We start from the raw sequence: 26730 nt of genomic DNA, 5'->3' as shown, positions 1-26730 counted from the left end.
GGGGGCAGGGGGGCAGGGGGGTTAGGGGCGGAAGGGGCCGTGTACCTCGTAGGTGATGCCGTCGGTGCCGGCGATGTTGCCGCTCGGGCCGCGCTGGGAGGAGAAGTAGAGGCGGCTGCCGTCCGGGGAGAAGGCCGGGCCGGTGATCTCGGAGGAGGACTGGCCGGGGAGGCGGAGGAAGGGGGCGACGACACCGCTGGGCGTGATCACGTTGATCTCCATGTTGCCGCCGTCCTCGGCCACGTACAGGTCACCGGAGCGGGTGCCGGTGATGTTGTCGACGCCGGTCAGCGGGGCGGTGCCGGCCGGTACGAGGGAGTCATCGTACGCCAGGTCGAGGCGCTGCCGCGCCGCGTCGTACGCCCAGACCCGGTTGTCGCCCTTGGTGGTGAAGTAGCAGACGCCCCGGTCGTACCAGCAGCCCTCGCCACCGGCGAAGCGCTTGGCGGCGGCGACCTGCTTGCGGGTGGCGACCGGGAAGCCGTCCCGGTCGGGGATGTCGGCCCAGGTGACCGGGCCGGCGACCTGGTCGGCGGGCGCGCAGAGCACCTGTACCCGGCCGGTGCGCAGGTCCCCCCAGGTGTCCGGGACGAACCGGTAGAAGCAGCCGTCCGACTCGTCCTCGGTCAGGTAGACCACCTTCCGGTCCGGGTCGCAGGCGGCGGCCTCGTGGGTGAACCGGCCCATCCGGGTACGTTCCTCGGCGTCCCGGCTGCCGTCCGGCCAGGTCTCGAAGACCCGCCCGAGCGGCACCTCCTCGCAGGAGAGCCAGGTGCCCCACGGGGTCGCGCCGCCGGCGCAGTTGACGTTGGTGCCGCCGAGGATCCGGTACGCCGACGCGACCGAACCGTCGGCCCGGAACCGGATCGCGGACGCCCCGCCGACCAGCGGGACCTCGGAGTTGGAGACGTAGATCCAGCCGTCGGAGGTGGGGAAGCACGCGCCACCGTCCGGGGCGGGGTGCCAGAGGTGCCCGGTGCCGGGGACCAGCCGGCCGGAGCGGGCGACGATCCGGCTGGTGAACCCGGCGGGGAGTTCGACGCCGTTGGCGTCGACGGGGCGCAGTTCCCCGTACGGGCTGGGGCCGGGCTGGGCGACGGCGGCGAAGGCCTGCTGCCAGAGCGCGCCGGAGAACGCGGCGGTGCCCGCGCCGAGGACGGCGGCGCGCAGGACGGTACGACGCTCCACGGGAAACCTCCCAGAGATGGCGGTCGATGCCCCGATGACGCTACGGCCACCGGGGCATTGATCGCACCCCCTACCCGGTGAACGCGGGGTGACGGTCGTCGGCCGGGGCCGGGTCGGCCTCCCCGGACTCCGACTCGCGGATGCCGTAACGGCGGTACACCCGGCCGAGCGGCCCGGGGGCCCACCAGTTCCAGCGGCCGAGCAGACGCATGCTCGCCGGCACCAGCAACGCCCGGACCAGCGTCGCGTCCACCACGATCGCCACGATCATGCCGATGCCGACCAGCTTGATGTACGCCATGCCGCCGGTGGCGAAACCGGCCACCACCACGATCAGCAGCAGCGCGGCGGCGGTGATGATCCGCCCGGTGTACTGGAGGCCGGCCGCCACCGAGGCGGTGTTGTCGCCGGTGCGGTCCCACTCCTCGCGTACCCGGGACAGCAGGAACACCTCGTAGTCGGTGGCCAGGCCGAACAGCACCGCCAGCATGAAGATCGGGTTGCTGGGTTCGATGAAACCGGTCGCGGTGAAGCCGAGCGCGTCGGCGAAGTGCCCGTCCTGGAAGATCCAGACCACCACGCCGAAGGACGCGCCGATCGACACCAGGTTCATCAGCACCGCCTTGATCGGTAGCAGCACCGAACCGAAGGCGAGGAAGAGCACGATCAATGTGGCGGTGGCCATCAGCAGCGCCATCCAGGGCAGCCCGGCGGAGAGCGCGTCCAGCAGGTCCCGGTCGGCGGCCGGCCGCCCACCGACCAGCACCTCGGCCCCGTCCGGCGCGGGCAGGTCACGGATCGCCCGGACCGCGTCCTGGGCCACGTCGCCGGTCGGCTCACCGGTGTAGGTGACGCTGAGCAGGGTGGACGTGCCCTGGTTGGCGGCCACGGTCACCCCGGTCACCCCGTCCACGGCGGCGACCCGGTCGGCGAACGGCTGCACCCGGTCGACCGGAGCGCCGGAGACCAGCACGTCGATCGGGGCGACCGTGCCGCCGGGGAAGTCGGCGGCGATCCGGTCGGCCACCACCCGGGGCTCCGACCCGGCCGGCAGCACCCGCTCGTCGAACCCGCCGAACTCCATCCGCAGCGACGGCACCGCCAGCACCACCAGGATCGCCACCACGCCGAGCAGGTAGGGCACCGGGCGGCGCATCACGCTCCGGGCGATCCGGGCCCACGCGCCGCCACCGGCCGCCGGGGTCGGACCGCCGCTCGCCAGACCCGGACCACCGGTCGCCGCCGGGCCGCCGGTCGCCAGACCCGGGCCGCCGGTCGCCAGACCGGGGCCACCGGTAGCCGCCGGGTTCGCGCGTCGGCGGCGCCACGGCAGCGGTACGCGCAGCGCGTTGATCCGGGGGCCGAGCACCACGAGCAGGGCCGGCAGCACGGTCAGTGCGGCCAGCATGGCGATCAGGACGGCGGCCACCCCGCCGAGCGCCATGGACCGCAGGAACGCCATCGGGAAGATCAGCAGACTGGACATGGCGAGCGCGATGATCAGACCGGAGACCAGCACGGTACGGCCGGCGGTGGCCATGGTGCGGGCGATGGCCGCGCGGACGTCCCGGCCGGCGGCCAGCTCCTCGCGGAACCGGCTGACGATGAAGAGCGAGTAGTCGATCGCCATGCCCAGCCCGATCAGCGTGATCACGTTGATCGCGAAGATGGACACGTCGGTGACCATGTTCAGCAGCCGGACCGCGATGAACGCGCCGAGGATGGCCAGGCCGCCGATCAGCAGCGGGGTGGTGGCCGCGACCAGACCACCGAAGATCAGGATGAGCAGCACCAGCAGCACCGGCATGGAAAGGATCTCCGCCCGGGTGATGTCCCGGGTGGTCTGCTCGTTCGCCACGTGCAGGAACGGCACGTTGCCGCCGGTCTCGGTCCGTACCCCCGGGGTGTCGAGGGTGGGCAGCAGTTCGGCGTACGCGGCGGTCTTGGCGTCCTCGTCGGCGGCCCGCAGTTGCACCAGGGCGTACGTGGACCGGCGGTCGGTGGCGAGCAGGCTCGGCACCTGGGTCTCGTACCAGCTGGTCACCTGGCGCACCTCGGGGTGGGCGCGCAGCCGGGCCAGGGTGGTGGCGACCGGGTCCCGGAAGGCCGGCTGGTCGACCGTGGCGGCGTCGCTGGAGAAGAGCACGATCACGTCCGCGCCCTGTGGGCCGAGCTCCTCGGTGATCCGGGTGGCCGCCCGGCTGGACTCGCTGGCCGGGTCGTCGAAGCCGCCCCCGGTCAACTGGCCGAAGACCGCCGCGCCCCAGGTCGAGCCGAGTACGACCAGGACCAGGGCGGCAGCGAGCACCGCCCAGCGCAGCCGTACCACCGCCCGTCCCCACCAGGCGAACATCGCGTCCCCTTTCACCGACCCACTAAGGTCGTAGGCTGTTAACCACCGATAATTGACGTGAACGCCGTTAACTTACGCAACGGTGTTCGCTCAGGTCAAGGAAGGGTACCCGGGATGACCGCACCGAGCCGGCGCGAACGCCTCCGTACCGCGACCGTCGCCGAGCTGAAGGACGGCGCGCGACGGTTGCTGGTCAGCGGCGGGCTGGAAGCCGTCTCGCTGCGCGCGATCGCCCGCGACATGGGCATGACCGCCCCCGCCATCTACCGGTACTTTCCCAGCCTGGAGGCGCTCGTCGCCGCCCTGGCCGCCGACTTCTACGACGAACTGCGCGAGACCGTCGAGGCGGCCCGGGACGCCGCCGGAGCCGACCCGCTCGACCAGTTGCTCGCCATGGCCCGGGCGTTCCGCCGGTGGGGCGTCGGCAACCGGGCCGAGTTCACCCTGATCTTCGGCAACCCGGTGCCGGGGCTGGAGGAGTTCACCGACGCCTGCGGCGACGACGACCACCCCGGCGCGCGCCTCGGGGCCGTCTTCGTCGGTCCCCTCACCACCCTCGCAGAACGGACCGGGCTGCGTACCCCGCCACCGGAGTTCCTCGAACGGCACCTCGGCGACCGGCTCGGCCCGCTGCGGCAGAGTCAGGGCGACCTGTCGCTGGAGATCGCGTACGTCTTCCTCAGCGGCTGGGCCCGGATCTACGGGCTGGTCGCCATGGAGGTCTTCGACCACCTCCGCTGGGCGGTCAGCGAACCGCAGGCGCTCTTCGAGACCGAACTGGCCGCGTTCGTCACCCAGCTCACCCCGACCCCGGACCCGGCCGACACCACCCGACCCTGACCCGTACCGGGCCGGGGCGCACTAGGCTGCCCGGGCATGACACCCGAGTTGCCGACCCGTGCCGATGTCGTGATCATCGGAGCCGGGCACAACGGTCTGGTCTCCGCCGTCCTGCTGGCCCGCGCCGGCCTGACCGTGGTGGTGCTGGAGGCCGCCGACACCATCGGCGGGGCCACCCGGACGGAGAACCCGTTCCCCAAGGTCCCCGGCCTGCGCCACTCCACCGGCTCGTACCTGCTCGGGCTGATGCCGCCCGAACTGCTCGCCACCCTCGACGTGACGATCCCGGTGCTGCGCCGCGACCCGCACTACTTCCTGCCCACCCCGGGCGGGGCCGGCTCGCCGTACCTGCTGATGGGGAGCGACCGGGCGGCCACCCGGCGGCAGCTCACCGAGTTCTTCTCCCCCGCCGACGTGGCCGCCGACGACGCCATGCAGGCCGAACTGGCCGCGCTGCGCGAGGACCTCGCCCCCGCCTGGCTCACCGAGCCGCTGCCCGTCGAGGAGACCGCGCAGCGGTACGTCCGGCCGGCGCTGCGGGACGTCTTCGTCGACCTGGTACGCGGCTCGGTCGCCGACTACCTGGCCCGCTTCGAGTTCCGCTCCGAGCTGCTGGTCAGCATGTACGCGGTCACCGACGGCCTGTCCGGGCTCAACGCCGGCCCGGACGACCCGGGCACCGGACACAACTTCCTCGTACACAACATGTGCCGCCTGCCCGGCGCGGACGGCACCTGGATGATCGCCCAGGGCGGGATGGGCACCGTCTCCCGGACCTTCGCCGAGGCCGCCCGCGCCGCCGGGGCGACCATCACCGCCGGTACGCCGGTCGCCTCGGTGCTGCTGGACGGGGGTACGGTCGCCGGGGTGGCGCTCGCCGACGGGCGTACCGTGCACGCCCCGGTGGTGCTCGGGGCCTGTGACCCGTACCGGTTGATGGAGCTGGTGCCCGACGGCGCGCTGCCGGCACCGCTCACCGAGCGGATGACGGCGGCCCGCCGCCCCGGCAGCACCCTCAAGGTCAACCTGGCGCTGACCGGGCTGCCCCGCTTCTCCTGCCTGCCGGCGGACGCGCCGAGCCCGTTCGGTTCCACCATCCACCTGCTGCCCGGGTCCGCCTCGCTGGTCGGCGGCGGCACCGAGTCCCCGATGGCCGCGCTGCGCGGCATGTGGGCGGACGTGCGGGCCGGGCGGCTGCCCGCCGAGCCGACCATCGAGTGGTACCTGCACACCACCGTCGACCCGTCGTTGCAGGACGAGGCCGGGCACCACTCGTCGGCGCTGTTCGTGCAGTCCGTGCCGTACGAGCTGGCCGGCACCACCTGGGACGAAGCCCTGCCCGGGTACGTCGACCAGCTCGTGGCGATCTGCGAACGGTACGCCCCGGGCACCGGTGACCTGATCGCCGACGCGGTGCCGCTCGCCCCGCCCGGCATCGAGGCGCACTTCGGCATCACCGGCGGGCACATCCACCACGTCGACAACACCGTGTCGTTCACCGACCGGATGCCGTACGCCACCGGTGTCGACGGCCTGTACGCGGGCAGCGCCGGCTGCCACCCGGCCGGCAGCGTCATCGGCGCCGCCGGCCACAACGCCGCCCGCCGCATCCTGGCCGACCTGGCCTGACCGGCGGTACGCGGAGGGCCCTGCCCGGTGTGCGGGCGGGGCCCTCCGCAACGCGTCGGGTCGGGTCGGTCGACGGGGTGACCGCCGGATCAGGTCGACCGAGCGGCGGACGGTTCAGGTGGACGGGGTGGCGGCCGGGGCGTCGGCGCGGTGCGCGCGAATCTTGTGACCGACGCTGGTGAGGCAGCGGCCGGAGGCCAGGTCGAACCGCCAGCCGTGCAGCTGGCAGGTGAGCTGGTCGCCCTCGACGATGCCGAACCGGGTCAGGTCCGCCTTCAGGTGCGGGCAGCGGCGCTGCACCACCCAGTCACCCAGGGTGACGTCCTCGGCGTCGCTGCTGCGCTCGTGCTCGTCGTACCAGCCCTCGGCGTACTGCTGGCGCTCCCGGGACAGACACTTGAAGAACGAGTAGACGAACTCGTTGTACTGCCCGATCCGGGCCGCCGAGAAGCGGCAGGAGAGGAAGAGCGAGTTGACCCAGTCCACCTCGCCGGTGTGCAGCAGGTGCTCCACCAGGGCCCGCTCGGTCCGGAACCGGTACCGGACCTTCTCGTCCGCGTACGGCCGCACCTCCTGGCCGGGGAAGTCCACCACGATCGACTCGACGCTCTCGCCGTCGTACCCGACCAGGTCGAAGCGGACCGGACCGCCGACCCCCTTGGCCAGGTAGATCGACTCCTCCAGCAGCGGCTCGATCCGCCGCTTCATCTCCTTCAGGACGTCGATCTCCGGGTGCCGCCAGGTGGCCTTCTCCGCCTCGATGACCGGACGCTTGCGGTCCCGCATCTCCTCCAGATGGGCGACCTTGCCGGCGAAGAACTCGTCCACCGGCACCGGGTGGGAGGTCTCGCAGCTCTCCGTGGTCAGCTCGGCGACGCTGCCCGGCAGCAGCACCACCCCGTTGGTGCCGCCGACCTTGGCGTACTCGGAGAGGAAGACCGACTGGTCGGGGAAGATGTTGCCCTCGTCGCCGTGGATGTCGTTGAACTGCCACAGCTCGTCGTCGAGGAAGCACGGCGGGCCGGCGATCGGGAAGACGTGGTCGGCCTTCAGGTCGTCGATGTACCGCCAGGTCCGGTCGAACTGCCGGTCCCGCTTCTGCTTGCCGAACGCGGTCTTCGCCGCCTGCGGCAGCTCGTACACCATCGGATACCAGATCGCCCCGGAGAACTGGAGCAGGTGCGCGTGCACGTGCCCCAGCTCGGCGAAGACGCTCAGGTCGGTGGGGCGAGCGTCGTTCTGGTTGAGCAGGCGAACCCCGTCGTACTCGACCCAGAGCGCCGAGTCACCGATCGGACCGTCGGTCGGGCTGGTCAGCGACTGGATCATGATCTTCAACCCGCCGTCGAGCTCGTGCACCTCCTCGTTGCGGGTCTTGAGGAAGTGGGTGAAGCCCAGCTCGCGCAGCTCGTCCTCCATCTCGGAGGTGGGGAACGCGGGGAGCAGCACGGTGGCCTTCTTCGACACGTACCGCTTGAGGTGGGCGGCGTCGAAGTGGTCCCGGTGCAGGTGGGAGACGTACAGGTAGTCGACCTGCCCGAGGGTCTCCCAGTCGAGCTGGGAGTTGTCGGGGAAGGGGAACCACGACGCGAAGTACGCCGGGTTCACCCAGGGGTCGCACAGGATGCTGCCCGCGGCCGTGTCGATTCGCATGCTGGCATGCCCCGTACCGGTCACTCGCACCGCACAGTCCCCCTCAAAGCGACAATCCAGTTCCACGACGAACGCTACCGGAGTGACTGTGGCGGCCGAACCGCGACGCCGCTAGTGCCCTCCGACCCGGCAGCCCGGGACCTGGGTCCGGACCGGCCCGGCTCGGTGATCCGGGCGGCGCCAGGCCGGTCGGGCCGGGCCTGGTGAGCCGGGGGGGGTGCGGGGGTCGGCAGCCGGGCCCGGCCCGGGCGGCGGGGCATGGTGAGGCGGGCGGGCGGCTGACTGGGCGTGGTGAGGCGGGCGGGTGGCCGGGCCGGCGCTACGCGGGCGGCGACCAGGACCGGTGATCAGGATCCGCCGCCCGCCAGCGTTCCACCAGCTCGGGCAGTTCGTCCGGTGGGGCCGCCAGGTGCACCTGCTGCGTCCCGGCCGTCTGATGGTCCCGGTCCTGCTGGACGTTGCCCGCGCTGCAACAGGCACAGAGCAGTCGGGTGCCGCTGGCCGGCTCCGCCCCGTAACCCCGCTCGGTGAACAGCTCCACCAGGGCGTGCACGTCGGCGGTGCGCGCCGCGGTCACGTCGACGACGGTGGTCGGCAGCGGCGACGCCCGCAACAGCAGCAGTTCGTCGAAGACCGGGTAGGCATGCCCGTCGACCTCGCGCTCCCCGTTCGGTGCGCCGTCGTGTACCACGATCTCACCGAACCGGCGGCCCGACTCGGGGGTGGGCACGTTGAGCACCCGGGCCCGGGTGGGGCAGAGCCGCTGTGCCCAGACCACCTCGCCCGGCCGTCCGGATCCAACCGGATCGGGGTCGGCCCGAAGTCGGCGACGATCTCCCCCGACCCGTCCGGCACCGACAGCCCGAAGCCACGCCAGGCGTCCCGGGCCGTCGTCCAGTCCCCCACGATCGTCGCCGCGATGCCCAGGTTCCAGAACGCCGGGTCCTGGGTGTCCCGCGCGGCCCGCGCCGCCGCCTCCCGCCCCAGCTCGTACGCCCTGGTCCAGTCGCGCAGGAACTTGTACGCCAGTGCCGCGTCGTAGAACCAGGTCGGCGCTCCGGAGTGCTCGGGATGCCGACGGGCGAGCTGTTCCAATGACTCCCCGGCGACCGACCAGTCCTCGGCGTCCCACGCCTCGTACGCCCGCCTCAGCAGCTCCCGACTGGTGGTGCTGGACACCCGTCAACCCCCGTACGGCCGGACCCAGCGCCACGGCCGACGCGGGGCGTGCCAGACTAACCGGAGATCCGATCCGAGGGAAGGACCGACAGTGGCAGGAAGCGAGCCGGTAACGTCGCCAGATCAGCACAAGCCGGGGCATCGCAAAGCCGGTCAGATCGGCGCGGTCGTCGTCGCGCTGTCGCTGCTGGCGATGATCTGCGGTAACCACGAGGGCAGGGTCGAGGACATCTTCCTGATCGCCGGTGCGGCGATACTGCTGCTGATCGTCATCGGCGACGTGGTGCTGCGCCGCAGCGGCCTGCGTTCCTGATCCGGCCCGGCCCGGCACCAGACGCCGACCGGACGACGTGCCGAGGGCCCGCCCCCCATCCATCAGGGGCGGGCCCTCGACTGTGTCCGTCCTCGGAACTACCGGTTGGTCGCGTGGGACGCGTCGTCGCCCGCTGACATCGTGCCCGCCTCAGCGGCCGAGCAGGATGTCCTGGACGTCCTTCAGCGCCGCGTCGACCTCGGCCTCGAAGTAGCCTCCCGGCACCAGCGGGAAGCGCATCGCGTCCAACTCCTTCGGGTTCACCGGCATCGGCCCGCGACCCGACATGCCACCGAGCAGACTGTCGAAGAAGCGGTCCACCTGGTCCGGGTCGTACCCGCTGCCGAACCGCCGTACCTGGAAACCGCGCCGAATCTGGTCGACCCGGTGCAGATCGCTCCCGGGTGGCCCGGCCATCGGCGGAGCGCCCATCGGCGGACCGGACGGTTGCGGTGGCAGTGCCGGAGGCATCCCCGGGGGCGGGCCGCCGACCGGCGGGGGACCCGCCGGACCTCGACCGCGTAGCTCACGCTCAGGCATCCGGATCTCGGCGGTCATGTCGGCCCGGCCGTGTCGCCCGGCTTCGAAGCCGTCGAACCGGTCGTCCGGGCCGAATCCGCCCGGTCCGGCGGGCAGACCACGCGGCGGCGGACCACCAGGGCCGGGCGGCGGAGCGGCGTGGCTGCGCGGGCCGTCGTACCCGCCACGGGGCGGCGGACCGTCGTAGCCGCCCGGAAAGCCTCCGGTCGGCTCGTCGTACCGGCCGTACCGGTCCGGTGGACCCGGCTGGTTGGGCATCGGCCGGGGCGGCATCGGCGGCGGCACCGGCATTCCCCGCTCGTCCCGCATAGCCGGCGCCATGCGGTCCGGCGGACCCATCCGATCCGGCGGACCCATCCGGTCGGGGGGACCCATCCGGTCGGGCGGGCCCATGCGATCGGGCGGGCCCATGCGATCGGGAGGACCGATCCGGTCCGGCGGACCCATCCGGTCCGGGGGACCCATCCGGTCCGGGGGACCCATGCGATCCGGCGGGCCCATACGATCCGGCGGACCCATGCGATCGGGCGGGCCGAGACGGTCAGGAGGACCCATGCGATCGGGCGGACCCATCCGGTCGGGGGGACCCATGCGATCGGGCGGGCCCATGCGGTCTGGAGGGCCGAGACGGTCGGGGGGGCCCATGCGGTCCGGCGGGCCGGGGCGGTCAGGGGGGCCCATCCGGTCGCCGAGTCGGGGGTCGCCGCCACGGCCGGGGACGGTGCCGCCGCGCTCCTCCAGCTCGGCGAGCTGCCGCTCCACCCGGTCCAGGTGCAGGTCGACCTGCCACTCGTCGTAGCCGTTAAAACGGACCCGGAAGACGACGTCGTGGACTTCCTGGGAGGCCACGGGCGCGCCGACCGGCTCACCGGCGAGGGTCGCCTCGACCCGGTCCAGGAAGGCGTCCACCTCGTCGACCTTGTAGCCCCGGCGGAGCGCCTTTCGCCGGAAACGCTGACCCTGACTCGCCACTATGTCTCCTGGTTCAGTTCGCTACGCCCCGTCACGCCGTCGCCCCGTCGGGCGCGTCGTGGTCCTTCTCCTCGGCAGCGGCCAACTGCCCGCACGCGCCGTCGATCTCCCGCCCCCGGGTGTCCCGGACGGTGGTGGAGACCCCGGCCTCGCGCAACCGCCGGACGAACTCCCGCTCGACCGGCTTCGGGCTGGCGTCCCACCGGCTGCCGGGGGTCGGGTTGAGCGGGATGAGGTTCACGTGCGCCAGTCTGCCGGCCAGCAGCCGGCCGAGCAGGTCGGCCCGCCAGGGCTGGTCGTTGACGTCCCTGATCATCGCGTACTCGATCGACACCCGACGGCCCGTGCGCGCCGCGTAGTCCCATGCGGCGTCCAGCACCTCGGCGACCTTCCAGCGCTGGTTGACCGGCACAAGCTCGTCGCGCAGCTCATCATCGGGGGCGTGCAGGGAGAGCGCAAGGGTCACCGACAGGTCTTCAGCGGCGAGCCTGCGAATTGCCGGCACCAGGCCGACCGTGGAGACGGTGATGTGCCGCTGGGACAACCCGAGACCCTCCGGGGCCGGCGACACCAGCCGGCGGATCGCCGCGATCACCCGGGCGTAGTTCGCCAGCGGCTCCCCCATGCCCATGAAGACCACGTGGGACAGCCGGGACGGTGACCCGGTCACCACGCCGGAGGCGGCCACCCCGGCCAGGTAGACGGCTTGGTCGACGATCTCGGCGGTGGAGAGGTTACGGGTCAGCCCGGCCTGGCCGGTGGCGCAGAACGGGCAGGCCATGCCGCAGCCGGCCTGGCTGGAGATACAGACGGTGACCCGGTCCGGGTAACCCATCAGCACGCTCTCCACCAGGGAGCCGTCGTGCAGTCGCCAGAGCGCCTTGCGGGTGGCCCCGTCGTCGCAGGCCAGCTCACGTACGGGGGTGAGCAGTCTCGGCAGCAGCGCGTCGGTCAGCCGCTCCCGGGCGGCGGCGGGCAGGTCGGTCATCTGCGCGGGATCGCGGACCAGCCGCCCGAAGTAGTGGGTGGACATCTGTCGGGCACGGAACGCCGGCTCCCCCAGCTCGGCGACGAGCGCCTGCCGGCCCGGCAGGTCGAGGTCGGCGAGGTGGCGAGGGGGCATCGAGGCGCGGCGGGCAGCGGCGGCGTCCGGATCGACCGGGATCATGGGCAGACTCGTCATGGCTGGTCCAGTCTTCCACGCCCGCGCCGCACCCGGCCCGTCCGACGGGACCGGGAACGCTCCCGGGGCTCTGACCAGGACGCCCCGACGCCGTGATCCATGCCTCAGCCCACCACCGGTACGAACACGGCGAGCAGCAGATAGGCGGTGGGGACCGCGAAGAGGATCGAGTCCAGCCGGTCCATCAGGCCACCGTGCCCGGGGAGCAGGTTGCTCATGTCCTTGATCCTGAGATCCCGCTTGATCATCGACTCGCCGAGGTCGCCGAGGACCGCCGCGACCGAGACCGCCATCCCGAACAGCGCACCCCACCAGGGAGCCACGTCGAACAGCAGCCAGAGCAGCAGGGCGCTGCCGAGCGCCGCCGCGGTGACCGAGCCGGCGAAGCCCTCCCAGGACTTCTTCGGGCTGATGGTGGGAGCCATCGGGCGCTTGCCGAAGTTGGCCCCGGCGGCGTACCCGCCGGTGTCGGAGAGCACCACCGCGACCAGGGTGACCACGACCCGCAGGTGACCGTCGTCGGGCACCGCGGCGAGCAGCGCCGCGAACCCGGCCAGGAACGGCACGTAGACGGCGATCATGGCAGCCGCGACCAGGTCCCGGCCGAGGTTGGCGAACCCGTCGGCGAGTCGCCACACCGCCGTCGCCAGCAGGGTGACCAGCAACCCGAGGGTCAACGCGTCCGGACCGGACCACCAGGCCAACCCGATGGTGATCACCCCGCCGGCGATCAGCGGGACCATCGGCGGGTGGGCGTCCGCGGCACGTACCGCGCGGACCATCTCCCAGATGCCGATCGCCACCGCGACCGCCAGCACCACGACGAACGCCTCGAGGGAGAGGAACAGCGGCACGACGATCAGTACGCCGAGGGCGAGCCCGACCATGATCGCGGCCGGCAGGTTCCGTCCCGCCCGGCTGGGTCGGCCGTGCCCGGCGGAGGAGCCGCCGCCCCGGACCGGCCGCCGTCGGCCCCGCCAGCGGCCGGGGGGCCGCTGCGGTGCGGGGACCGGCCCCGCCGCGCGCTGCCCCGGGTCGCCGTCCGGGTCCGGGTCCGCCGGATACGGCGGGTTCGGGTCCGCCTGCGGCGGCTGACGGTACGGGTCGGGGGTCACCGGTGACACCGGGTCGGTCGACCAGGCCCGCTCGAAGTCCGGATGGCCGGGCACGAGGGTGGGCTGGTCGTCCGGGCGGGCCCCGTCGTCGTACTCCTGCGGGGTCCAGGTCGCCACGGGCTGGTCGGCGTACGCGTGCCGCACCCGGGCACCGGGCTCCAGCTCGCGCTCCGGCCACGGGAGAGCGGCGGGTCGGGCCGTGCGGTCCCGTCCGCGAGGTTCGATGCTGCCGTAGGAGTCGAGGTGGGACATCACGCACCGAACGGGTGCGAGGCGACTTCCACCACAAGACGCAAGACCAAGACCATCCCCTGCACGCGACTGTTGTCCGTCCGGTTCGCCCGCCGATGGCGGGGAGACTCCCACTGTTCACGGTGCGGTAGTGGCGAATCGAGCCGAGCCTACTGCACGTGATGGCCGCGCACTTCCGCAGACGAGGCCGGCCGCACTCCGGGTGCGGCCACCCGGCGCCGGACAGTCGACGGCACCGGTGCCCGACCGCTGACGGAGCGGACGGTACACCGGTGCCGGAGAGCGCGGCCCGCCGGAGCGTACGGGCGGCGGGTGCCGCCCTGACCGCTCAGACCTCGAGCAGCTCGGCTTCCTTGTGCTTGACCAGCTCGTCGACGCTGGCGACGTAGCGCTGGGTCAGGTCGTCGAGTTCCTTCTCGGCGCGGCGGCCGTCGTCCTCGCCGGCCTCGCCGTCCTTGACGATGCGGTCCAGTTCCTCCTTGCCCCGGCGGCGGATGTTGCGGATCGCCACCTTGGCCTCTTCACCCTTGTGCCGGGCGACCTTGATCATGTCGCGGCGGCGCTCCTCGGTCATCTGCGGGAGCAGGATACGGAGCTGGTTGCCCTCGTTGTTGGGGTTGACGCCCAGGTCGGAGTCCCGGATCGCCTTCTCCATCGCGGCGAGCTGCGAGTTGTCGTACGGCTTGATGATCGCCATCCGCGGCTCCGGGACGGCGACCGAGGCCATCTGGGTCAGCGGCGTGGGGCTGCCGTAGTAGTCGATGATGACCTTGGAGAACATGTTCGGAGTGGCCCGGCCGGTACGGATCGCGCCGAACTCCTCCTTGGCGTGCTCGACCGCCCGCTCCATCTTCTCCTCGGCCTCGAGGAGGGTGTCGTCGATCACCTGTCCCCTCGCCTCCTTCTCTGCTTCGTCGTGGTCTGTCGGGTCCGGCTGGCCGGTCAGGCGGTGATCAGGGTGCCGATCCGCTCGCCGGCCACCGCACGGATGATGGTGTCCTCACCCTGGGCGCCGAAAACCAGCATCGGCAGGCCGTTCTCCATGCAGAGGCTGAACGCGGCGGCGTCGGCCACCCGGAGGTTGCGGCGCAGCGCCTCGGAGAAGGTGATCGAATCGATCTTGCTGGCGGTCGGGTCGAGGTTCGGGTCGGCGGTGTAGACACCGTCCACGCCGTTCTTGCTCATCAGCACCACGTCGGCCCGGATCTCCAGGGCCCGCTGGGCGGCCACCGTGTCGGTGGAGAAGTACGGCATACCGGCGCCCGCGCCGAAGATGACCACGCGCCCCTTCTCCAGGTGCCGGATCGCCCGCAGCGGAATGTACGGCTCGGCGACCTGGGCCATCGTGATCGCGGACTGCACCCGCGTCTCGATGCCCTCCTTCTCCAGGAAGTCCTGCAGCGCCAGGCAGTTCATCACGGTGCCCAGCATGCCCATGTAGTCGGCCCGCGCGCGGTCCATGCCACGCTTCTGCAACTCCGCGCCCCGGAAGAAGTTGCCGCCGCCGACCACCACCGAGACCTGCACACCACGGCGGACCACGGTGGCGATCTGCCGGGCGATGGCCTGTACGACGTCCGGGTCGACGCCGATCGCGCCGCCACCGAAGACCTCGCCGGAAAGCTTCAGCACGACCCGCCGGGCCCGGCCGGGCGGTGGGGCTGTCGGATCGTCCTGTGCCCGGCTCCGGTCACTCACAACCTGCGTCATCCGCCCGCCCTTCCCTCGCGCACGTCCGGTACGCCGCGTCCTGCGAATCTGCCGATGTCGACCCTATGTGACGAGGAGGCCGCGGTGCCTGTCACGTACACCTGCGGCCTCCCCCTCGACGTTTCCTGCCAGCCGGGCGTCGTCACACCCGGTCACCGGCTCAGGCCTGGCCGACCTCGAACCGCAGGAAGCGGGTCACCTCGATGCCGGCCTCGGCCAGCACCTGCTTGACGGTCTTCTTGTTGTCGGCGACCGACGCCTGCTCCAGCAGGACGAAGTCCTTGAAGAAGGCGTTCACCCGGCCCTCGACGATCTTCGGCAGCGCGGCCTCGGGCTTGTTCTCCTCGCGGGCGGTCTGCTCGGCGATCCGGCGCTCGGACTCGACGACGTCGGCCGGCACCTCGTCCCGGGTGAGGTACTTCGGCCGCATCGCGGCGATCTGCATGGCGACGCCGCGGGCGTCGGCGTCGGCGGCCTCGTCGCTCTTGCCGCTGTACTCGACCAGCACGCCCACCGCGGGCGGCAGGTCCTGGCTCTTGCGGTGCAGGTAGACGGCGGTGGTGCCGGCGAGCGTGCCGAAGCGGTTCAGCACCAGCTTCTCACCGATCTTGGCGGACTGCTCCTGCACCAGGTCGGCGACGCTCTTGCCGTCGATGCTGCTGGCCAGCAGCTCCTCGGCGGAGCTGGCCCCGCTGGCCTCGCCGTGCTCGACGAGCTGCTGGGCCAGGGCGATGAAGGCCTCGTTCTTCGCCACGAAGTCGGTCTCGCAGTTCAGCTCCAGCAGGGCCTTGCCGGAGTGGGCCACCAGGCCGTTGGCCGCGGTCCGGCCGGCCCGCTTGCCGACGTCCTTGGCACCCTTGACGCGCAGGATCTCGATGGCCTTGTCGAAGTCGCCCTCGGCCTCGGTCAGCGCCTTCTTGGAGTCCATCATGCCGGCGCCGGTCAGGTCGCGGAGCTTCTTGACGTCCGCGGCGGTGAAGTTGGACATGGCTCTCTCTTCGGTGTTGAGGCTCGGTGGGATGGTCTGTGCGGTGCCGGTCACCCGGAACCGGGCCGGAGCTGACCGGCGTACCCGCCGTCTCCCGCCGGCCGCACGACACGGCCGGCGGGAGGCGACGGAGCGGTCACTCGGCGGCGGCGGCCGCCGGCTGCTGCTCGGCCTTCGGCTCCTCGTCGGCCTTCTTCGGCTCCTCGAGCAGCTCGCGCTCCCACTCGGGCAGCGGCTCGTCGGCGGCGACCTGGCCCGCCTCGGGCTTCTCGTCGGCACCCCGACGCCGGCCGGAACGGGCGATCAGACCGTCGGCGACGGCGGCGGCCACGACCTTGGTCAGCAGCTCGGCCGAGCGGATCGCGTCGTCGTTGCCCGGGATCGGGAAGTCGACCTCGTCCGGGTCGCAGTTGGTGTCGAGCACCGCGATGACCGGGATGTTCAGCTTGCGGGCCTCGTCGACGGCGATGTGCTCCTTCTTGGTGTCGACGATCCAGACCGCGGCCGGGAGCTTCTGCATGTCCCGCAGACCACCGAGGGTCTTGGTGAGCTTGATCTTCTCGCGGGAGAGCTGGAGGGTCTCCTTCTTGGTGTAGCCGGCGGCGGTGCCGCTCAGGTCACCCAGAGCCTCGAGCTCCTTCATCCGCTGGAGCCGCTTGTACACCGTCTGGAAGTTGGTCAGCATGCCGCCGAGCCAGCGGTGGTTGACGTACGGCTGGCCGACCCGGGTCGCCTGCTCGGCGATGGCCTCCTGGGCCTGCTTCTTGGTGCCGACGAACAGGATGCTGCCGCCCTCGGCGACCGTGTTGCGCACGAAGTCGTACGCCTTCTCGATGTAGTCGAGGGTCTGGCGCAGGTCGATGATGTAGATGCCGTTGCGCTCCGTCATGATGAAGCGCTTCATCTTCGGGTTCCAACGGCGGGTCTGGTGCCCGAAGTGGACACCGCTTTCCAGCAGCTGACGCATGGTCACGACGGCCATGGTGGGGTACTCCTCGAGGATCCCTGGTTGTCACGCCCGGCCGGCGGCCGGGCGTCCTGGCGTCTGGTCGCCGGTCATGGTGGGCCCGACCACTGTCGGGACCAGGGGACCGTCGCCCCACGGTTGATCATGGGGAGGACGCGCGAAGTCGACCGCACGAGGCGGTCGCCAGTCGACAAGTGTACGCCCCCACCCGGCACCGCAGCCCCGGGGTTCGCGAACCACCCGCCGACGACCCGGACCGGGCCGGGGTCGGGCGGGTCGGGTCGGGTCGTCAGCGCGCCGCCAGGGCCGCGGCCACGAAGAGCACCAGGCCGACCGTCAGGTAGGCGGTGGGCGGACGGAGCCAGCCACGGCTGCCGTCGGCCAGCGCGAGCCCACCGGTGCGCAGACCGTAGAGGCCGACACCGAAGATCGGCAGTCCGCCGACCAGGAAGATCCCCACCACGGCGTGTGCCACCGGGACGGGGTCGGCAGTCAGTCCGTGCAGCAGCACGCGCAGGGCCGGGATCTCGAAGATCAGCACGACCAGGGCGATGAGCACCGCGAGAGCGGGGCGTCGGGTCCGGTAGACGCCGTCCCCGGTCGCCGGGCCGGGACGGCCCAGCGTCCCCGCCGGGGGGAACGCCAGCGGATCCCCGCCCGGTGGCGGCAGGTCCGGCCGCGGACCGACCGGCGGCATCGGCCCGGTCGGCATCTCCAACGGATGGGGCCGGCCGTCGATCGGGCCCGCGTCGGCACCTCGACCGGGGTCCGGGCCGAGCACCACCTCGACGCTCCGGCCAGCGTCCGGGCCGAGCACTCCCTCGGCAGCACGACCGGCCTCCGGCCCATGCCCGAGTTCGGCCCCGCGCCCGTGCTCCGGCCCATGCCCGAGATCCGTCCCGCGCCCCGGATCGGCACCGCGGGCGGCGGCGGTCCGGCCACCGTCACCGTTCCGGGAGGGCTCGATGATCGGATACCCACCGAGCGGTGACGGTCGACCGGGATCAACGCCACGCGTCCGCAGCGGCGCGTCGGCCTCGTCCCGGAAGGAGTCACCGTCGCGGAAAGAGTCCCCGTTCCGGAACGAGTCACCCTCACGGAAGGAGTCGCCGTCGCGGAAAGGGTCGCCGTCACGGAAGGAGGTCAGCGGCTCCGCCTCGCCGACGGACCGGGCCTCACGCGCTGCCCGGGAGACCCGGTCGCCGCGCAGATCACTCCCAGTGACGTCGCCGGCGCTCGTCTCGGCCCGCCGGGAACGAGACGCTCGGTAACTCTCCGTTTCCGGCCGGTCGACTGCCAGTGGGTCGTCCACTCCGAAACGACCCGAGTCGGCGTACCGGCTCGCCGGAGGATCGGTCAGGTCCCCGTATCGGCGCTCACCGGTGTCGACCCGCTGTTCGGGGGCCCTGAAGTCGTCCCCTCGATAACGGTCCTCACCGTTGCCACGCCACTCTGGGTCGCCGTAGCCACGGTCACCGGAGTACCAGCTCGACTCCTGATCTTCGGGGAAGCTCCGTCGTCCGTCCACGACGGGCACGGTATGTGACAGATGCCAGCCCGCGCCATTCGCCGCACCGAGGTCACCTCGAGCGATCACTCCCATCACTCTCCGTACGAGTCGTCCGCGCCGGCCGACTCCCGGCCATACCACGTACGGGGCATGATCGTCCGGTTGTCCACAACCGCCCTCGTTGTCCACAGCTGGCCGGTCGGTACCTGCGGAAGACCCCCGCCCCGGTACACCCTGCCGGCATGACGAGACGAACCCAGGCGGTCGGCGCGTACGGCGAACGGTGCGCGGTCCGACATCTGATCGGGGCGGGGCTCCGACCGGTCGCCCGCAACTGGCGGTGCCCGGACGGCGAGATCGACATCGTCGCGTGGGACGGCGACGTCCTCGCCTTCTGCGAGGTGAAGACCCGCCGGGGTGACGGGTACGGCACTCCCGCCGAGGCTGTGGTGTCGGCGAAGGTCCGCCGGCTCCGCGGGCTCGCCGTCCGCTGGCTGGCCGAGACCGGAACGACCGCCGACGAGCTGCGCTTCGACGTCCTCTCGGTCCACCTGTCCGGGGCCGGTGCCGCCCGGGTGGAGCACCTCAAGGGGGCGTTCTGAGATGGGTGCCCGGTGAGCTACGCCCGGGTGCTCTGCGTCGGACTGGTCGGGGTGGCCGGGCACGTGGTGGAGGTGGAGGCGGATCTCGCGCCGGGGCTGCCCGCCATCGCGATCTCCGGTCTGCCCGACACGACGTTGCACGAGGCCCGCGACCGGGTCCGTGCGGCCATCGTCAACTCCGGTCAGAAGTGGCCCAACCGGCGGATCACGTTGAACCTGCTCCCGGCGACCCTGCCGAAGTTCGGCTCCGCCTTCGACCTGGCCATCGCGGCGGCGCTGCTGGGCAGCGCCGGTGAGTTGCCGCTGCTCCCCCTGGAACGGGTGGTGATCCTCGGCGAACTGGGGCTCGACGGCACGGTCCGGCCGGTGCGCGGGGTGCTGCCGATGGTCGCCGCCGCAGCCCGCGCCGGGCTGGACCGGGTGATCGTCCCGGAGCCCAACGCGGCCGAGGCGGCGGCCATCCCCGGCGTGCGGGTCCGGGCCGTCGACACCCTGCACCGGTTGGTCGCCTTCGTCCGGGAGGGCAGCCCGCTGATCGACCCGCCGGCCCCCGAACCGGCCAGCCCACCCACCGGCCCCGACCTGGCCGACGTCGCCGGGCAGGGGTACGCCCGCCGAGCGCTGGAGGTGGCGGCGGCCGGCGGACACCACGTGGCGCTGCTCGGGCCGCCGGGCACCGGCAAGACCATGCTGGCCGAGCGACTGCCGTCGATCCTGCCGGAGCTGGACGACGAGTCCGCCCTGGAGGTCACCGCCCTGCACTCGATCGCGGGGCTGCTTCCGCCGAGCGGCCGACTGCTGCGCCGGCCACCGTTCCAGGCCCCGCACCATACGGCCACCGTGCCCGCGCTGGTCGGTGGCGGATCCGGGCTGGCCCGGCCGGGCGCGGTGTCGCTGGCCCATCGTGGGGTGCTCTTCCTCGACGAGGCCCCCGAGTTCAGCAAGACCGCGCTGGAGGCACTGCGCCAACCCCTGGAACACGGTCGGGTCCAGTTGGCCCGGGCCCGGGGCGGCACGGAGTATCCGGCCCGCACCCAGTTGGTGCTGGCCGCCAACCCCTGTCCCTGCGCCCGGCCGGCCGGGGACACCGCCTGCGAGTGCAGCCCGTTGACCCGTCGTCGCTACCTCGGCCGGCTCTCCGGTCCGCTGCTGGACCGGATCGACGTCCAGGTGACGATGCTGCCGGTCCGGGCGGCGGAGCTGATGGGGGCGGACGCCGGCGAGTCGTCGGCTGTGGTGGCCGCCCGGGTGGCGACGGCCCGTTCGGCGGCGGCCGAGCGCTGGGCGACGGTCGGTCACCGGCTCAACGCCGAGCTGCCCGGTCCGCTGCTGCGGCGACCGCCGTTCCGGCTGCCGCCCCGCGACACCGCCGAACTGCGGGGCCGGCTGGACACCGGATCACTGTCGGCCCGGGGCTTCGACCGGATCATCCGGATGGCGTGGAGCATCGCCGACCTGGACGGCCGGGTCCGGCCGGACCGGGAGGACGTACGGGAGGCGATCGGCCTCCGGACGGGAGAAGGCTTGTGAGCGACGACATCCAGGACCGGCTGGCCCGCGTCGCGCTGACCTGGCTCGCCGAGCCCGGCACCTGGTCGGTGTACCGGCTGGTCGACGGCCTCGGTGCGGACGCCGCGCTCGACCTGTTGATCGACGGGGGCGCGCCGAACGACTGGTTGCGACGGGCGGTGGCCGCCCGGCTGAACGCCGGTGATCCCCGGTTGGTCGCCGCCGAGGCGATGGCCCGCGCCGAGCGGTTGGGTGCCCGCCTGGTCACCCCGGTCGACGCCGAGTGGCCGCCCCAGGTGGGCGCGTTGTGCCGGCTGGTTCTCTCCGGGGCGTCACGGCGGGTGGACACCGAGACCGCTCCGCCGCTCTGTTTCTGGGTGCGCGGCGGATGGCCGCTCGGTGAGACGCTGGAACGTTCGGTCGCGGTGGTCGGTGCGCGGGCCGCCACGTCGTACGGTGTGCACGTCGCCACCGAGCTCGGGTACGGCCTCGCCGAGCGGGGCTGGACGGTGGTCTCCGGCGGGGCGTTTGGTGTAGACGCCGCCGCGCACCGGGGCGCGCTGAACGCCGGAGGCGTGACGGTGGCGGTGCTGGCCTGCGGGGTGGACCGGCCCTACCCGATCGGCAACAACGCTCTCTTCGACCGGATCACCGAGACCGGCCTGCTGGTCAGCGAGTGGATGCCGGGTGCGGAGCCGCTGCGTTCCCGTTTCCTGGTCCGCAACCGGGTCATCGCCGGCAGCACCCGGGGCAGCGTCCTGGTGGAGGCGTCCGCGCGCAGCGGTGCGACGCAGACGATGCGGCGGGCGCTCGCCATCGACCGGCCGGCGATGGTGGTACCCGGCCCGGTCACCTCGGCCATGTCGGTCGGTGCGCACGAGCTGTTGCGCGAGTACCCGGCAGCGCGGCTCGTCACCGGTGTGCCGCACGTGCTGGAGGAGGTGGGGCGCATCGGTGACGACCTGGCCCCGCCGGTCCGGGGGCCGGATCGTCCGACCGACGGGCTGGACGACGAGGCGGCGCTGCTGCTCGACGCCATGCCCCGGCGTGGCGTCGTCGGTCCGGACACGCTCGCCGTCCGGGCCGGGGTGGAGGTCCGCACGGCGTTGCGCAAGCTCGCCCTGCTGGAGGAGCTGCGTCTGGTGCGACGACGGGACGGCGGCTACGCCATCATGCAGCCGGCCGCCCGCTCCGGCGGTCCGGTGGCCGTCCCCACGCTCCGGCCGGCGGCTGATCCCGCGCTAGCTCCGACGGCGGCTGCTGAACCTGCGGGACATCCGACTGATCCTGGGGGACATCCGACGGCGGCGGCCGATCCTGCCGGAGATCGGACGGCGGCTGATCCTGCGGGAGACCGTCCGGCTGCTCTCCGGGCGGGGGTCAGTCGCCCTCGAACCGGATCTCCACGTCGTGATCCCTGATGCACCGGCGGGTGAGCGCCGCCAGGCTGCGGACCCGGGCCGCTTCGACAGGGGTGCCGGCCGCCTCGGCGAGGGAACGCAACTCGGCCAGGAGACGGGGTGCCTCCCGCGCGCTGACCACCAGTTCCCCGCAGGGGTCGAACCGGTCCAGCAGCGGCGTGCGGCCCCCGCCGCGCACCCGGGTCAACAGGCGCAGCAGCACGTCGTCGGAGTCGTCGACCACCTCGACCGGCACGTACGAGGACCGACGGGAGGAGGCACCGGACCGGATCATCCGGTAGAGCACGACATCCAGTCCCATCCGGCTGCCTCCACCGTCGACGTCTGTTCACCCGTACCGGACCGGTCCACCGGACAGACCTGTCGTCGGGCACGACGACCACGCCACCGGGCGAGCCGGGACGGCCCTGCACCGACGTCACGCGTGCCCGCCCGGCACGCCCGTCGAGTCGGGGCCGGCGGGTCCGCCGCGCTGCCACCCGCCTGCACCGACCGTAAGCTGTACCGGTGCCGGGGACAACCAGATCCCATCGGGGCCACCTGCCGAGCCGGCCCATCGACCATGGGGCGACGCGATGAGCCAGCCCATCGACCATGGGGCGACGCGATGAGCCGCCGCAGCGACAGCACCCGTGCCCGGCACGAGGCGCTGCCCGAGGCGTTACGCGACGCGGTGGACGAGTTCGCCCGCCAGTTGGCGCAGGTACGCGGCCACTCTCCGCACACCGTCCGGGCGTACGTCACCGATCTGGTCTCGCTGTTCGACCATGCCGTCCGGATGGGCGGGCGCACACCGGCCGATCTCGACCTGACGATGCTGCGGAGTTGGCTGGCGAAGCAGCGGACCCTTGGCGCAGCGCGCAGTTCGCTGGCCCGGCGAGCCGCGTCGGCCCGCACCTTCAGCGCCTGGGCACACCGGTCCGGTCTGCTCCCGACCGATGTGGCCGCCCCGCTGTCCAGCCCGAAGCCGCATCAGGAGTTGCCGACGGTGCTCCGGGCCGACCAGGCCGCCGCTCTGCTCGACGCCCCCCGCCGGCACCGGACCGCCCCGCCGGCAGGCCCGGCACCGGGTTCGTCTCCCGTGCCCGAGGGAGACGGCGACGTGCCCGAGGGACACCGCGACGTCTCCGAGGGAGACGGCGGGTCCGAGAGAGACAGCGGGTTCGAGGAACACGGCTACGGGGCTGCGGAAGACCACGGTGGGCCCGAGGGAGACGGCGCGGCATCCACGGGGCGCGGCAGCGTAGTGGATGGAGACAGCGAAGCGCTGGTACTACGCGACCAGGCCATGCTGGAGATCCTCTACGCCACCGGAGTGCGGGTCAGCGAACTGTGCGGACTGGACACCCGGGACGTCGATCATGGTCGCCGGCTGCTCAGGGTGTTCGGCAAGGGCGGCCGGGAACGGTCGGTGCCGTACGGCGTACCCGCCCAACGGGCCCTCGACGGCTGGTTGCGTCGGGGCCGACCCGTCCTCGCCGGCTCCGCGTCCGGTGATGCCCTGCTGCTCGGCGCACGGGGCGGACGTCTGCACCCCACCATCGCCCGACGTGTCCTCGCCGGGTACGCCGAGGCCGCCGGGCTTCCGCACACCAGCCCGCACGGCCTTCGTCACTCGGCCGCCACCCATCTGCTCGAGGGCGGCGCGGACCTGCGCGCGGTGCAGGAGATTCTGGGGCATTCGTCACTGTCGACCACCCAGATCTACACGCACGTCTCGGTGGAGCGGCTCCGGGCCGCGTACCGGCAGGCCCACCCCCGCGCCTGAGCCGGAACGAACCCCACCGGACAGGGCTGGACCAACCAGGGCCGGACGGAAGCACGCAGGCCAAGAACGGACCAACCAGGCCCAGACGGGGAATCGCGCAGGCCAGGAACGGAGCGACCAGGCCCAGACGGGGAATCGGGCCGGGAGAGGACCAACCTGGGGGGCCGGAATCGCGCAGGCCAGGAGACGGAGCGGCCCGGGTGGCCCTGAGTGCGCCGCGGACCAGGGCCCGCAGATCCAGGTCGTCGCGCGGGACAGGAACGGGACGGGGCCGCCGAGCCGCGCGGCGCCCCGGACCGGGGTGGACAGTCAGCCGCGCCGTGGTGAGGAGCCCGGCCCACCGGCCGATGAGCCACGCAGCACCACGTCAGGTCCCCGCCCCAGGTCCAGGACCATTCGTACGTCGTCGTACCGCTCGTCGCCGACCGCGATGACGTTCGGCAGCCGGCCCCACTCCCGGAAGCCGCACTGCTCGTACAGTTCGATCGCACCGCGGTTGTTGCCCCGTACGCCGAGGGTGAGGGTCTCGATGCCGGCCTTGCGGGCATCGTCGACCAACGCTTCGATCACCGACCGGCCCAACCCGAGCCCACGCGCGGTCGGGTGGGCCATCACCTTCTGTATCTCGGCGGAGTACCCGAAGACCGGTTTCCTTCCGCGTCGCCACGACCCGGTGGCCGCCACCCGTCCCTGCACCACGGCCAGCACCAGCGCGGCGTCACCCGTCCCGACCAGCGCCATGATCTCGTCCAGCCAGCTATCGGTCTCGGTACGGGTCGGCGGGACGACGTAGCCGACGGCACCACCCCGCTCGACGACCGCGTGCACCACCCGGTGCACGTCGGCGCGGAGCTGCCGGTCGACGGTGGTGGGCCAGAGCAGTTCGACGCGAGAGGTCATGAGCACCAATTGTGGGTGATCGGCACCTTTCGTTCGGGAAATCTGGCAGCGCGTCGTCCGCCAACCGTGATGCGCCGTCCCGGAACCGTGCGGCCTGCGCCCCAGTTGGGCCGTCGTCGAACCCGCGAACCGGGCGGGCCCGACAGCTACGATCACGGAATGACCGTCCCCCGGCCGCCCGACCCGATCCCCGGTGCCCGGCTGGCCTTCACCCTCGACCCGGCGGTCAGTCATCTCAACCACGGTGCGTTCGGCGCGGTGCCGCTCCCGGTGCAACGGGCCCAGCAGCGGCTACGGGACGAGATGGAGGCGAACCCGCACCGGTTCTTCGACCGGGGTCTGGTGGACCGGATCGCGCACGCCCGCCGACACCTCGCCGGGTTTCTCGGTGCGGACCCGGACGGCAGCGCGCTGGTCGGCAACACCACCACCGGCGTCGCGGTGGTACTCCAGTCGCTGGGGCTGCGCCCGGAGGACGAGGTGTTGACCACGGAGCACTGCTACGGCGCGGTCGCCCTCTCGATCCACCGGGAGTGCCGGCGCAGCGGCGCCTCGTCGCGGGTGCTGCCGATGCCGATCTCCGCCACCGACGAGGAGATCGTGGAGATCGTCCGTGCCGGCCTGCGCCCGGGGCGTACCCGGCTGCTCGTCGTCGACCAGCTCACCTCCGCCACCGCCCGCCTCCTCCCGGTCGCCGCGATCGTCGGCGTCGCCCGCGAGCAGGGCGTGCCGGTCCTGGTCGATGCGGCGCACGTACCCGGCATGCTGCCGGTCACGGTGGCAGGCATCGGTGCCGACTTCTGGGTGGGCAACCTCCACAAGTGGGGGTACGCGCCGCGCGGCACCGCCCTCCTTGCGGTCCGGCAGCCGTGGCGGGAACGGATCGATCCACTGACGGTCTCCTGGGAGCAGGAGGGCGGGTTCCCGGCCCGGGTCGAGTGGCAGGCCACCCTGGACTACACCGCGTGGCTGGCCGCACCGGTGGGGCTCTACACGCTGCGCTGCCTCGGTGTCGACCGGGTACGCGCACACAACGCCGCGCTCGCCGCGTACGGACAACGGGTGGTGGGCGATGCCCTCGGGGTGGCCCCGGCCCACCTGCCCGACCCCGGCGGACCGGCGGTGGCGATGCGACTCGTCCCGCTGCCGCCCGGAACGGCCACCACCGTCGACGGGGCGAGGGCACTGCGGGACCGGATCGCCGACCGGCTCGCCGCCGAGGTGGCCGTGATGGCGTGGGGTGGGCGTGGCTGGTTACGCCTCTGCGGTCAGGTCTACAACTCCGCCGAGGAGTACGAGCGGCTCGCGGTCCGCCTGCCACCGCTGCTCGCCCAACGCTGACCCCGACCGGCACGCGGGCAGACAGGACAGCGACCGCCGGGAAGACGGCCACCGGGAGCACAGTCGCCGGGCACACGGTCGGTGGGCGGACGGTCGGTGGGCAACCGACCACTGGGACCACGGTCGCCGGGATCGCCGGATCGGCGACGGGCAACAGCCGGACCGGGACCGGCCCGAGCAGCGCGAGCGGATCGAGGTACTCCGCGCCCCGGCGCAACCCCCAGTGCAGGCAGGCCGGCACGGGACAGCCTGGGTGCCCGGCCGCGAGTTCACCCAGGACGGCGCCGGCGGTTACCGGGGTGCCGGCGCGTACCGTCGGGTGGACCGGCTCGTAGGTGGTGCGCAGACCATCGGCGTGCCCCACGGTGACCACCGGCCGGCCGGCGACCATGCCGGCGAACAGCACCGCCCCGTTCCCCGCCGCGCGGACCGGGGCACCGGGCGCGGCAGCCAGGTCGACGCCCCGGTGACCGGGCAGCCAGGGCCGGGGAGGTGGATCGAAGGCCCGGACCGGACGAGCCGGGCCGTCCACCGGCCATCGGAAGACCAGCCCGGACCCGGCGTCCGCCGGAGCGGCGACCCGGCCGGTTGCGGCGACCGGCCCGCCGACCAGCTCGACGGTCACTCCGGCGAACGCCGCCAACGCCAACACCAGCACCCCGCACGATCGCGCCACTCCCTGACGCCCTGTCTCCGCCACAGAGCGCAGCGTGTCCCGACCGTGCCCCGACGGGCCACTCCGATCAGCTCGGCTGTGGACAGCGGAGAAGCCTGTGGACGACCACCCGCGCCGTCCG

At 72.7% G+C, this 26730-nt stretch carries 22 protein-coding genes and 2 pseudogenes; 9 read left to right on the top strand and 15 right to left on the bottom strand.

The genetic code is table 11. The features are described from left to right. Window positions 1–21: 21 nt before the first annotated feature. Together PVK37_RS14205 and PVK37_RS14200 are read right to left on the bottom strand one after the other, a co-directional pair. The gene (locus PVK37_RS14205) at window positions 22–1188 is read right to left on the bottom strand and encodes an alkaline phosphatase PhoX (protein WP_275034438.1); all 1167 of its coding nucleotides are present in this window, start codon (window positions 1186–1188) and stop codon (window positions 22–24) included. A gap of 70 nt (window positions 1189–1258) precedes the next feature. After that, the gene (locus PVK37_RS14200) at window positions 1259–3541 is read right to left on the bottom strand and encodes an MMPL family transporter (RefSeq protein WP_275034436.1); all 2283 of its coding nucleotides are present in this window, start codon (window positions 3539–3541) and stop codon (window positions 1259–1261) included. 114 nt (window positions 3542–3655) lie between these two features. Here PVK37_RS14200 and PVK37_RS14195 point away from each other — a divergent pair, with 114 nt between their 5' ends. Together PVK37_RS14195 and PVK37_RS14190 are read left to right on the top strand one after the other, a co-directional pair. Further along, a complete protein-coding gene (locus PVK37_RS14195) occupies window positions 3656–4381 on the top strand; it encodes a TetR/AcrR family transcriptional regulator (RefSeq protein ID WP_275034435.1) in 726 nt (241 codons plus the stop codon). Between the two features lie 36 nt (window positions 4382–4417). After that, window positions 4418–6010 (top strand): phytoene desaturase family protein, encoded by a 1593-nt coding sequence (locus PVK37_RS14190; protein ID WP_275034433.1) that lies wholly within the window; start codon window positions 4418–4420, stop codon window positions 6008–6010. A gap of 114 nt (window positions 6011–6124) precedes the next feature. Here the strand turns inward: PVK37_RS14190 and PVK37_RS14185 are convergent, their stop codons facing one another. Further along, the gene (locus PVK37_RS14185; RefSeq protein WP_275034431.1) at window positions 6125–7693 is read right to left on the bottom strand and encodes a Rieske 2Fe-2S domain-containing protein; all 1569 of its coding nucleotides are present in this window, start codon (window positions 7691–7693) and stop codon (window positions 6125–6127) included. Window positions 7694–7982: 289 nt separating this feature from the next. Further along, entirely contained in the window at window positions 7983–8441 is a 459-nt protein-coding gene (locus PVK37_RS14180; RefSeq protein ID WP_275034429.1) for a hypothetical protein, read from the bottom strand. Between the two features lie 141 nt (window positions 8442–8582). Here PVK37_RS14180 and PVK37_RS14175 point away from each other — a divergent pair, with 141 nt between their 5' ends. Together PVK37_RS14175 and PVK37_RS14170 are read left to right on the top strand one after the other, a co-directional pair. Next, entirely contained in the window at window positions 8583–8705 is a 123-nt protein-coding gene (locus tag PVK37_RS14175) for a hypothetical protein (RefSeq protein ID WP_275034427.1), read from the top strand. Window positions 8706–8933: 228 nt separating this feature from the next. After that, complete coding sequence (locus PVK37_RS14170) at window positions 8934–9155, top strand: DUF2631 domain-containing protein (RefSeq protein ID WP_275034426.1); 222 nt, start codon at window positions 8934–8936, stop codon at window positions 9153–9155. Between the two features lie 150 nt (window positions 9156–9305). Here the strand turns inward: PVK37_RS14170 and PVK37_RS14165 are convergent, their stop codons facing one another. The 8 genes from PVK37_RS14165 to PVK37_RS14130 all read right to left on the bottom strand — a co-directional run bounded on the left by PVK37_RS14165 (window position 9306) and on the right by PVK37_RS14130 (window position 18485). Continuing rightward, on the bottom strand, window positions 9306–10667 hold the full coding sequence (locus tag PVK37_RS14165; protein WP_275034425.1) for a DivIVA domain-containing protein: 1362 nt from the start codon (window positions 10665–10667) through the stop codon (window positions 9306–9308). A 31-nt stretch (window positions 10668–10698) separates the two neighbouring features. Continuing rightward, the gene (rlmN, locus tag PVK37_RS14160) at window positions 10699–11850 is read right to left on the bottom strand and encodes a dual-specificity RNA methyltransferase RlmN (protein WP_275034423.1); all 1152 of its coding nucleotides are present in this window, start codon (window positions 11848–11850) and stop codon (window positions 10699–10701) included. Between the two features lie 104 nt (window positions 11851–11954). Next, window positions 11955–13217, bottom strand: a complete 1263-nt coding sequence (locus PVK37_RS14155) for a phosphatidate cytidylyltransferase (protein ID WP_275034422.1) — start codon at window positions 13215–13217, stop codon at window positions 11955–11957. Between the two features lie 328 nt (window positions 13218–13545). Beyond that, window positions 13546–14103, bottom strand: coding sequence for a ribosome recycling factor (frr, locus tag PVK37_RS14150; protein ID WP_275034421.1), 558 nt, complete (start codon window positions 14101–14103; stop codon window positions 13546–13548). A 56-nt stretch (window positions 14104–14159) separates the two neighbouring features. Then, window positions 14160–14927, bottom strand: coding sequence for a UMP kinase (gene pyrH, locus PVK37_RS14145; protein WP_275034420.1), 768 nt, complete (start codon window positions 14925–14927; stop codon window positions 14160–14162). Between the two features lie 160 nt (window positions 14928–15087). Continuing rightward, window positions 15088–15915 carry a translation elongation factor Ts gene (gene tsf / locus PVK37_RS14140; protein ID WP_275034418.1) on the bottom strand — a complete coding sequence of 276 codons (828 nt, stop codon included), beginning with the start codon at window positions 15913–15915 and terminating at the stop codon, window positions 15088–15090. A 136-nt stretch (window positions 15916–16051) separates the two neighbouring features. Further along, window positions 16052–16897 carry a 30S ribosomal protein S2 gene (gene rpsB, locus PVK37_RS14135; RefSeq protein WP_275034416.1) on the bottom strand — a complete coding sequence of 282 codons (846 nt, stop codon included), beginning with the start codon at window positions 16895–16897 and terminating at the stop codon, window positions 16052–16054. A gap of 274 nt (window positions 16898–17171) precedes the next feature. Beyond that, a complete protein-coding gene (locus PVK37_RS14130; protein WP_275034414.1) occupies window positions 17172–18485 on the bottom strand; it encodes a hypothetical protein in 1314 nt (437 codons plus the stop codon). 149 nt (window positions 18486–18634) lie between these two features. Here PVK37_RS14130 and PVK37_RS14125 point away from each other — a divergent pair, with 149 nt between their 5' ends. From PVK37_RS14125 to PVK37_RS14115, 3 genes and pseudogenes are all read left to right on the top strand, one after another. After that, entirely contained in the window at window positions 18635–18994 is a 360-nt protein-coding gene (locus tag PVK37_RS14125; RefSeq protein ID WP_275034412.1) for a YraN family protein, read from the top strand. 12 nt (window positions 18995–19006) lie between these two features. Further along, window positions 19007–20524, top strand: a complete 1518-nt coding sequence (locus PVK37_RS14120) for a YifB family Mg chelatase-like AAA ATPase (RefSeq protein ID WP_275034411.1) — start codon at window positions 19007–19009, stop codon at window positions 20522–20524. Then, window positions 20521–21675: pseudogene (locus PVK37_RS14115) on the top strand (DNA-processing protein DprA); the annotation flags it as partial. The gene PVK37_RS14120 and the pseudogene PVK37_RS14115, both read left to right, overlap by 4 nt. 208 nt (window positions 21676–21883) lie before the next feature. Here PVK37_RS14115 and PVK37_RS14110 read toward each other — a convergent pair. After that, window positions 21884–22225, bottom strand: a complete 342-nt coding sequence (locus PVK37_RS14110) for a hypothetical protein (protein WP_275034410.1) — start codon at window positions 22223–22225, stop codon at window positions 21884–21886. A gap of 306 nt (window positions 22226–22531) precedes the next feature. On the opposite strand from PVK37_RS14110, the gene PVK37_RS14105 reads away from it, so the two are divergent. Further along, a complete protein-coding gene (locus PVK37_RS14105; protein ID WP_275034409.1) occupies window positions 22532–23692 on the top strand; it encodes a tyrosine recombinase XerC in 1161 nt (386 codons plus the stop codon). 309 nt (window positions 23693–24001) lie between these two features. Here PVK37_RS14105 and PVK37_RS14100 read toward each other — a convergent pair whose 3' ends face one another. Beyond that, window positions 24002–24592 (bottom strand): GNAT family N-acetyltransferase, encoded by a 591-nt coding sequence (locus tag PVK37_RS14100; RefSeq protein WP_275034408.1) that lies wholly within the window; start codon window positions 24590–24592, stop codon window positions 24002–24004. 159 nt (window positions 24593–24751) lie between these two features. Between PVK37_RS14100 and PVK37_RS14095 the strand changes: the two genes are divergently transcribed. Then, window positions 24752–25933: an aminotransferase class V-fold PLP-dependent enzyme gene (locus PVK37_RS14095; RefSeq protein WP_275034407.1), complete on the top strand. Its 1182-nt coding sequence runs from the start codon at window positions 24752–24754 to the stop codon at window positions 25931–25933. Between the two features lie 145 nt (window positions 25934–26078). Here the strand turns inward: PVK37_RS14095 and PVK37_RS14090 are convergent. Next, window positions 26079–26642: pseudogene (locus PVK37_RS14090) on the bottom strand (M23 family metallopeptidase); the annotation flags it as partial. Window positions 26643–26730: the final 88 nt, after the last annotated feature.

It is taken from the genome of Micromonospora cathayae, from assembly GCF_028993575.1.
GTDB classification, from domain to species: domain Bacteria; phylum Actinomycetota; class Actinomycetes; order Mycobacteriales; family Micromonosporaceae; genus Micromonospora; species Micromonospora cathayae.
The sequence above is the reverse complement of the archived record's forward strand: the minus strand, read 5'-3'. Positions and strand labels throughout refer to the sequence as shown.